Origin of the sequence: Corallococcus llansteffanensis, from assembly GCF_003612055.1 — a bacterium.
Classification (GTDB): Bacteria; Myxococcota; Myxococcia; order Myxococcales; family Myxococcaceae; genus Corallococcus; species Corallococcus llansteffanensis.
Window position 1 is genome coordinate 1 of sequence record NZ_RAWB01000404.1, and the last position, 9,100, is coordinate 9,100.

Consider the following 9,100-nt stretch of genomic DNA (forward strand, 5'->3'; position numbering starts at 1 on the left):
CCCCAGGCAGCAGCAGGAGAAGGCGCCCGTCACGCCCGGCAAGAAGCCGGACTGGATGAACGACTTCGAGGATTGACCGCCCGTTGCGACGCTCGCACGCGGAGCGCTAGCGTTTTCACCCTCCAGAAAGGCAGACCATGGGACACGAGAAGCCGATCGAGCCGTTTTCGGACCTGCACCGCGAAGGTGACCGCGTGCGCGCGGTGCTGCTGCACGACCCCACGGTGGAGGGCCTGGACATGGCCATCTACATGGACGCGTCCGGCAGCATGAAGGAGGAGTACAAGTACGAGCAGCCCCAGCGCACCTTCCTGGAGTGGATCCGCGGCGCGCCCCTGAAGGACGCCTCCAACCAGGTGGAGCCGCAGGTGCGGTGGATGCTGGAGTACCTGGCCACCAAGGACCGCAACGGCCTCTTGCGCGTGGCCTACTGGGCCAGCGGCACCAACGGCCGGCAGGTGGAGGTCGTCGGTGAGCTCAAGGGCACCGACGTGAAGCAGTACAAGTTCCCCGGCGCCAAGCAGCTGGGCGGCTTCACGTATCTGGAGCCCGCGCTGCGCGACTACGTCTCCTACCTGGAGCAGCAGGTGAAGGTGGGGGCGAAGCGCGGCTGCGCCATCATCGTCACCGACGGCCGCCTCCACGACGCGGAAGCGGTGGAGAAGTTCTCCGCGGAGGTCGCGAAGAAGATCGCCTCCGGCCGCCTGCCCCGCATCAACTTCGTGCTGGTGGGCGTGGGCGACGACATCGACGAGGAGCAGCTGGAGCACATCGCCCACGAGGAGTATCCGGGCGTCGGGCACCTGTGGTGCCACCGCATCGCCAAGGAGATCACCCAGGTCGCGGAGCTGGTCGCCGTGCTGGTGGACGAGACGATGACCGTCGCGGCCGGCGGCACCATCTACGACGACAAGGGCACGGTGCTGAAGACCTACGAGGGCCGCCTGCCCGCGGTGCTGGAGTTCGACGTCCCCGAGGGCGCGAAGAGCTTCACGCTGGAGGTGTCCGGCCAGCGCTACACCCAGCCCCTGCCCGACGAAGAGCACCACGACGAAGGCGAAGACGAGGACCACCACTGATGGCCGGCCACGAAGTCATCAACCGCCCCTTCTCCGACGTCCACCGGATGGGCAACAAGGTCGTCGCGACGCTCCTGCACGACCCCACGGTGGAGGGCCTGGACGTGGCCCTCTACATGGACGGCTCCGCCAGCATGGAGAACGCGTACGGTCCGCGCGGCATCCTGGCGAAGCTCGCCCCGGTGAAGAACCAGGTCGAGCCGCAGATGCAGTGGATGCTGGAGTACCTGGCCAACAAGGACCGGGACGGCAAGGTGCGCGTCACCTACTGGGCCGCCGGCGACGGCACCCAGCTGGAGGTGGTGGGCGACCTCACCGGTCCGCAGGCCAAGGGCTACCGCTTCCCCGGCCCGCGCTCCTACGGCAAGGCCACCGTGATGCTGCCCGTGCTCCGCGACTTCGTGGCGCACATCAAGCAGCAGGTGTCCGAGGGCGCCAAGCGCGGGCTCGCGGTCATCATCACCGACTCGCAGATCAACGACGCCCATGACGTGACGGCCTACGCCACGCAGGTGGCCAAGGAGATCGCCTCCGGCCGGCTGCCCCGCATCAACTTCGTGTTCATGGGCGTGGGCGAGCAGGTGGACGAGGAGCAGATGGAGGAGATCTCCCACACCACCTATCCGGGCGTGGGCCACCTCTGGTGCCACCGCATCGCGGACCGCATGGAGGAGATGGCGGAGCTCGTCGCGGTGCTCGTGGACGAGACGATGACCGTCGCGGCGGGCGGCACCATCTACGACGCGCAGGGCAAGGTGCTGAAGACGTACGAGGGCCGGCTCCCCGCGGTGCTGGAGTTCGAGGTGCCCCCGGACTGCAAGAGCTTCACCCTGGAGGTCGCGGGTCAGCGCTTCGAGCAGCCCGTCCCCGAGGAGCATGGGGACGAGGACCACGACGAGGACGACGACCACAAGGCCGAGGCCCCGGCCACGCCGCCGGCCGCCGCCGAGCCCTCGCATTCACGCCGCGGACACCGCCACTAGGGCGTCAGGACACAAGCCATGTCGGAGCAGAAGAAGAGCGGGTCGCGGTTCGGCACGTTGAACCTCAAGGGCCTCAAGGAGACGCAAGGCAGCGGCAACGCCGTGCAGCTCCACGTCCACGGCCCGGGGTGCAACCACGACGGCCATGACCATGCCGGCCACGACCACGCGGGGCATGACCACCACGGTCATGACCACGGGCACGCGCATGCGCACGGCGACGCCCACGTGCATGGCCCCTCCTGCTCCCATGGCCACGACCATGATCACCACGGGCATGACCACCACGGCCATGCCCACTCCCAGCGCGTCCTCCGTCCGCCGGCCCACCGTCCGGCGGAGGGAGGCGGCGCGGCGCTCCAGCTCGACCTGGAGGCCACGCTGCCGGGGGAGACGGACGACCAGGGCCGCTTCGCGAGGCTGGAGGCGGCGCTGGAGTCCCAGCGGGGCATCACCGACGTGCACCTGCGCCGCGACGCGGGCCACGCGGAGGTGTGCATCCACTACCAGCCGTCGCTGGTGAGCGCCTCGCAGTTGCTCACGCTCGCGCAGCGGACGGGCGGTCAGGTGGCGGCGCGCTACCTGCACCACACCTGGTTCGTGCGCGGGATGGACTCCGCGGACGCGGCCCAGGTCATCGAGCACGCGGTGTCCCGGATGAAGGGCGTGCTCACCGCCAGCGTCGCGTACGCGAGCGAGCGCCTGGTCATCGAGTACGACAAGGAGGAGGTGAAGCTGCCGGAGGTCGAGGCCCGGGTGAAGAAGCTCGGGTATGGGCTGGAAGTCCCCATGGCGGGCCATGCCTGCTCGCACCACGCGCACGGCGGTGGACTGGCCCCGCTGCTGGAATTGCCCCTGGTGGTCGCCTCGGGCGTGCTGCTGGCGGCGGGCTTCGCGGTGGACCACTTCGCGCTGGCCCCGCCGCTCGTCGCCACGGTGCTCTGGGGCCTGTCGATGGCGAGCGGTGGCTTCTTCGCCATCAAGGGCTCGGTGCAGTCCATCGCGCAGCTGCGGATCGACATCGAGACGATGATGGTCGTGGCGGCGGTGGGCGCGGCGGTGCTCGGCGCCTGGTTCGAGGGCGCGTTCCTGCTCTTCCTCTTCAGCGCGGGCCACGCGCTGGAGCACCGGGCCATGGAGAAGGCGCGCCGCTCCATCGAAGCGCTGGGTCAGCTGCGCCCGGAGGTGGCGCGCGTGCGCCGGGGCTCGGACGTGGTGGAGGTGCCGGTGGCGGACGTGGCGCGCGGTGAGCGCATCGTCGTGCGCCCCGGCGACCGCGTGCCCCTGGACGGAATCATCCGCGAGGGCAGGAGCTCGCTGGACCAGGCCGCCATCACCGGAGAGTCCATGCCGGTGGCGCGCAAGCCCGGGGACGAGGTGTTCTCCGGCACCATCAACTGCGAGGCGGCGCTGGAGGTGGAGGTGACGCGCCTGTCGTCGGAGTCGGTGCTGGCGCGCGTGGTGGACATGGTGGCGCAGGCGGAGGCGCAGAAGGGCAAACGGCAGCGCTTCGCGCAGCGCCTGGAGCGCACCGTGGCGCCGCTGGTGATGGCGGCGGCGGTGGTGTTCCCGGTGGTGCTGGTGCTGACCGGCACGGACGTGAAGGAGGCGGTGCTGCGCGCGGTGGGGCTGCTCGTGGCCGCGTCGCCGTGCGCGCTCGCCATCTCCACGCCCTCCGCGGTGCTCTCCGCCGTGGCGTCCGCGGCGCGCGGCGGCGTCCTCATCAAGGGTGGCATCTACCTGGAGCTGCTCAGCGGCATCCGCGCCATCGCCTTCGACAAGACGGGCACGCTCACCGTGGGCAAGCCCCGGCTGCTCACCACCTGGTCCGCGCCCGGCGTGACGCGCGAGGAGCTGCTCGGCACCGCCGCGAGCGTGGAGGCGCTGTCCGCGCACCCGCTGGCCAAGGCGGTGGTGGACGGCGCGGCCGAAGCGCGCGTCACCGTGCCGGTGGGCCGTGACCTGGAGGCCATCCACGGCCAGGGCATCCGCGCGAAGGTGGGCGACGACGCGGTGGACGTGGGCAGCCTGGCGCTCTTCACGGGCGAGGCGGTTCCCTCCGACGTCACCGCGGAGGTGACGCGGCTGGAGGAGGCAGGCCAGACGACGATGGTGGTGCGCCGCGCGGGCCGCTACCTGGGCGTGCTGGGCGTGGCGGACACGCTGCGAGGCGGCGCGCGCCAGGTGGTGCAGGAGCTCAAGGCCGGCGGCATCGAGCGCACGGTGATGCTGTCGGGCGACAACGCGCGCGTGGCCCAGTCCATCGCCACGCAGGTGGGCCTGGACGAGGCGAAGGCGCCGCTGATGCCCGCGGACAAGGTCACCGCCGTGAAGGAGCTGGGCCGCACGCACGCGGTGGCCATGGTGGGCGACGGCGTCAACGACGCGCCCGCGCTGGCCGCCGCCGCGGTGGGCGTGGCCATGGGCGGCGCCGGTTCCGACGCGGCGTTGGAGACCGCGGACGTGGTGCTGATGAGCGACGACCTGGCGAAGCTGCCCTTCGCGCTGGAGCTGTCGCGCAAGGCCACCGCCGTGATGAAGCAGAACCTGGTCATCGCGCTGGGCGTCAGCGCCGTGCTCGTCGTCGCCGCCGTGCTGGGCCTGACGAAGATCAGCCAGGCCGTCGTGCTGCACGAGGGCAGCACGCTGCTCGTCGTGTTCAACGGCCTGCGCCTGCTCGCCTTCCGGCCGAAGACACAGGCCCCGCCGGCCCAGCCGGCCACGGGGCCGCAGCCCGCCGCCGGCTAGCCAGCTCGCGTCATGCTTGGGATGGCAACTTTCCAAGCAACCGAGCTGACCTCAAGTGGATGCACGCAGCGCGTCGTGACGGTGTGGAGACAGGTGCCGCGCGTTGGACATGGCATGGTGGTGCAGCCATGTCCGTCAGCGTCTTCGACCTCTTCAAGATTGGTATCGGTCCCTCCAGCTCGCACACCGTGGGGCCCATGCGCGCCGCGCGCATGTTCGTGGTGGGGCTCTCGGACGCGGGGCTGCTGGAGCGCGTGACGCGGCTGAAGGTGGAGCTGTTCGGCTCGCTGGGCGCGACGGGCAAGGGCCACGGCAGCGACAAGGCCGTGCTGCTGGGCCTGCGCGGCGACACGCCCGAGGACGTGGACGTGGAGCAGGTGCCGTCGCTCGTCTCGCACTGGCGCACGGAGGGGCGCGTGTCGCTGCTCCAGCGGCTGGTCATCCCCTTCCGCGACGGCGAGCACCTGGTGATGCACAAGCGCAAGGTGCTGCCCTACCACCCCAACGGCATGCGCTTCACCGCGTTCAGCGAGGGCGGGGAGACGCTGGTGTCGCGCCTCTACTATTCGGTGGGCGGCGGCTTCGTGGTGGATGAACAGGCGGCGACGGGACAGGACCCGCTGCGCGAGGAGACCACCCGGCTGCCCCTGCCCTTCAAGTCCGCGGCGGAGCTGCTCGAGCACTGCGAGCGCGAGCGGCAGCCCATCAGCACGGTGATGCTGCGCAACGAGTTGGTGTCGCGCAGCGAGGAGGACATCCGCGCGCGGCTGTTGCGCATCTGGGACGTGATGCAGGCGTGCGTGGTGCGCGGCTGCACGACGGGCGGCATCCTCCCTGGCGGCCTCAAGGTGGAGCGCCGCGCGGCGGCGATGTACCAGAAGCTCATGAGCCGGCCGGAAGCGGGGCTCACCAACCCGCTGACGGTGCTGGACTGGGTGAACCTGTACGCGCTCGCGGTGAACGAGGAGAACGCGGCGGGGGGGCGCGTCGTCACGGCGCCCACCAACGGCGCTGCGGGCATCATCCCCGCGGTGCTGCACTACTACTGGCGCTTCGTGCCGGGGGCGAACGCGGACGGCGTGGTGCGCTTCCTGCTCACGGCGGGCGCCATTGGCGCGCTCTACAAGGAGAACGCCTCCATCAGCGGCGCGGAGGTGGGCTGCCAGGGCGAGGTGGGCAGCGCGTGCTCCATGGCCGCGGGCGCGCTCACGGAGGTGCTGGGCGGCACGCCGCTCCAGGTGGAGAACGCGGCGGAGATCGCCATGGAGCACAACCTGGGCCTCACCTGCGACCCCATTGGCGGGCTGGTGCAGGTGCCGTGCATCGAACGCAACGCGATGGCGTCCGTGAAGGCCATCAACGCGATGCGCATGGCGATGTCCGGCGACGGGCGGCACTTCGTCAGCCTGGACAAGGTCATCAAGACGATGCGCGACACCGGCCGCGACATGAAGGACAAGTACAAGGAGACCGCGCGCGGCGGCCTCGCCGTCAACGTCCTGGAGGTCGCGAACCTCAGCGTGGGCCTGCCGGAGTGCTGAGGCCCTGAGCGTCCAGGGCCGCTTCGCCCGGGCTCACCAGGGCACGAGGCCCGCCGCGTCGAAGAACCCGCCGGTGGGATCGTCCGGCGGCAGCAGCGCCAGCCGCACGGACGGAGACCTGCTCACGATGGCGCCCGGGACCTACCGCCGGCGCTTGCCGCGCACCGCCGACGCCGGAACGACCTTCGCCGTGGGTTCGGGCCGTTCCTGGAGCCAGGCGTCCACGGCCTTCGCTTGATCCGCGCGGCCGGCGGACGTGAAGCGCGCCAGGGCCTGCGTCGCCGCGTCGCGCGCCGCCTGCTCCTCGCCCTCCTTCCACAGCGCCTGGGCGAGCGCGAAGCCCGACTCGCCGAGCGAGTCCTCCTGCGCGTCCTTGAACGTCAGCGCCCGCTGGAGCGGGGCCACCGCGTCGTGCGTGCGGCCCATGCCCAGCAGCGCCTGCCCCACGCCGTCCAGCGAGTACTGGAGCAGTTCGTCCTCCGCCCCCAGCTTCGCCTCCTTCACGGCGAGCGCCTCCTCGTAGACCTTCAGCGCCTCCGGGTAGCGCTTGAGGGCCAGCAGGCTCATGCCCTCCTCGTCCAGCGCCTCCGCCAGCTTCACGTGCGCGGGCCCCAGCAGCGTGCGGTGGATGGAGACCGACACCCGCGCGTGCTCCAGCGCCCCGGCGAAGTCCTGCTGCTCTCGCAGCGCCATGGACAGCGCCTGGTGCCGCCGCGCGGTGTCCAGGTGCACGGGGCCCAGCGCGGCTTCCGTCTGCTGGAGCGCGTCCTTCAGCACCTTCACCGCTTCCGCCGACGCGCCCGTCTCCAGCAGCGTGCGCCCCAGCGTGAACGTCACGCGCGCCCGCTTGGGGTGCCCTTCCGGCAGCGCCTTCGCGAGCAGCCCGGACGCCTTCTCCAGCAGGGCCCGCGCCTCCTCCGGGTGGTCCTGCATCAGCGCCAGGTTCGCCTGGTTCACCTTCAGGTCGCTCTCCAGCACCGCGTCCCCGCCCAGGCGCTGGAGCGTCGCGTCCCCCAGCCGCCCCCAGCGCTGGGCCAGCTCGTACTTCTCCCGCTCGCCGTCCACGAAGAGCAGCTTGTTCATCACCGACACGGCCAGCCGGTCCGCGCGGCCGGCCTCCGCGTCGTAGACGGCCTGCTCCAGCACCGCGCCGCCCGCGACCTTGTCGCCCAGCGCCGCCTGCGCCCAGCCCAGGTGGAAGCGCAGCTCCGCCACCAGCGGCAGGTAGCCCGTCGCCACCACGCGCGCTTCGGCCTGCTTCGCCAGCTCCAGCGCCTTGGGCAGGCGGCTCGTGTCGATGCGCGCCTTCACCTCCGCCAACTGGTCCTCCAGCGCGTCCAGCTCCGCGCGCTTCGCGGGATCCGCCGGCCGGGGCTGCACCTCCGACAGCGCCTCCACGTCCGCGCAGTCACCGGGGGCGGGCAGCGCGTAGGCCGCGTCCAATGCCTTGTCCACGAGCGCCGCGTCCGCCGTCTGGAGCGTGCCCACCAGCGCGCCCAGGTCCTTGCGCCGCCGCTCCAGGCACACGAAGCGCTGGGACAGGAGCGCCTCCGTCTGCACCTCGCGCACGCGCGTGTCCTCGCACGCGGTGGTGTGCTGCTTCGCCCACTCCGCGCCGTAGCCGTCCAGCACGTCGCCCACGCGGCGGGCCATGTCCTGGGCCACCGGGCTCTTCGTCGCGAGGAAGGCCTGCGTCACCTTCTCGCGCGCGTCCGCGCCCCAGCGCTCCGACACCAGCGCCTCCGCGCCGGCGCACGCCCGCGAGCGCGACCACACCGCGCCGCTCGCCACGCCCAGCACCACGGTGGCCGCCACCGCGGCGCCCACCCGCCGGTTGCGCAGGGCCCGCCGCTCCCGCTGCCCCAGCGCGTCCAGCAGCGCCTCCATGGAGCGGAAGCGGTCGCGCGGCTCCAGCGACAGGCCCTTCATCAGCGCGCGGCGCACCCAGGCGGGCACCTGCGTGTCCTTCGGCGGCTCCAGGATGGGCGACGGCGGCAGCACCTGCACCGCCGCGGCCTGCGTCACGCCCGGGTCCCCGTCCTCCAGGGCCCGCCCCTGGGGCCGCAGCTGCGACGCCACCCGCGACAGCTCGTCCGGGTCGAAGGGGCGGATGCCATACAGCGCGCGGTACAGCGCCGCGCAGAAGCTGAATTGATCCGAGCGCGAGTCCAGCAGCTCCCCGCGGAACTGCTCCGGCGACATATAGGCGGGCGTCCCCATCACCAGCCCCGCCTGCGTCAGCTGCGAGTTGAGCGGCGACTCGTCCCGCACGGGCCGCGGCCGCTCGCGCACGTCGACGTCGCCGTCCTCATCGTCGTCCACCTCGCCCATGGGCCGCGCGAGGCCGAAGTCGGTGACGTAGACGCGCCCGTCCTTGCCCACCAGCACGTTGGCCGGCTTGAAGTCGCGGTGCACCAGCCCCGCCACGTGCGCGGCCTCCAGGCCCCGGCCCGCCGCCAGGTACTTGTCCAGGAGCTCCTGCCACGTCCGGGGCTTCGCCTTCGTCCAGTCCCGCAGCGTGCCGCCGTCCACCAGCGCCATCGCCACGTAGACCTGGCTGTCCCACTGCCCCACCTCGAAGACAGGGATGACGTTGGGGTGGGAGATGCGCGCCATGGCCTGCGCCTCGCGCAACAGCCGCGCCCGCCCCTGCTCCAGGTCCTCGTGGCTGCCCTTCACCCGCAGGAGCTTCAGCGCCACCTTGCGGTCCAGGTCCGGGTCATAGGCGGCGTACACCACCCCCATGCCC

5 protein-coding genes are annotated in these 9,100 nt (G+C 71.9%); 4 read left to right on the plus strand and 1 reads right to left on the minus strand.

The features are described 5' to 3' along the window. Positions 1 to 137 precede the first annotated feature (137 nt). The 4 genes from D7V93_RS29855 (at position 138) to D7V93_RS29870 (ending at position 6,351) form a co-directional block, all read left to right on the plus strand. Positions 138 to 1,079 carry a vWA domain-containing protein gene (locus tag D7V93_RS29855; RefSeq protein ID WP_120646626.1) on the plus strand — a complete coding sequence of 314 codons (942 nt, stop codon included), beginning with the start codon at positions 138 to 140 and terminating at the stop codon, positions 1,077 to 1,079. Then, complete coding sequence (locus D7V93_RS29860) at positions 1,079 to 2,062, plus strand: vWA domain-containing protein (protein WP_120646627.1); 984 nt, start codon at positions 1,079 to 1,081, stop codon at positions 2,060 to 2,062. The genes D7V93_RS29855 and D7V93_RS29860 overlap by 1 nt, the downstream gene beginning before the upstream one ends. Positions 2,063 to 2,080: 18 nt before the next feature. Beyond that, a complete protein-coding gene (locus D7V93_RS47475) occupies positions 2,081 to 4,810 on the plus strand; it encodes a heavy metal translocating P-type ATPase (protein ID WP_120646628.1) in 2,730 nt (909 codons plus the stop codon). 128 nt (positions 4,811 to 4,938) lie between these two features. After that, a complete protein-coding gene (locus D7V93_RS29870) occupies positions 4,939 to 6,351 on the plus strand; it encodes an L-serine ammonia-lyase (protein WP_120646629.1) in 1,413 nt (470 codons plus the stop codon). 141 nt (positions 6,352 to 6,492) lie between these two features. Here D7V93_RS29870 and D7V93_RS47480 read toward each other — a convergent pair. Beyond that, positions 6,493 to 9,100, minus strand: a 2,608-nt coding sequence (locus D7V93_RS47480) for a serine/threonine-protein kinase (protein WP_147451401.1), incomplete at its 5' end; no start/stop codon positions are given.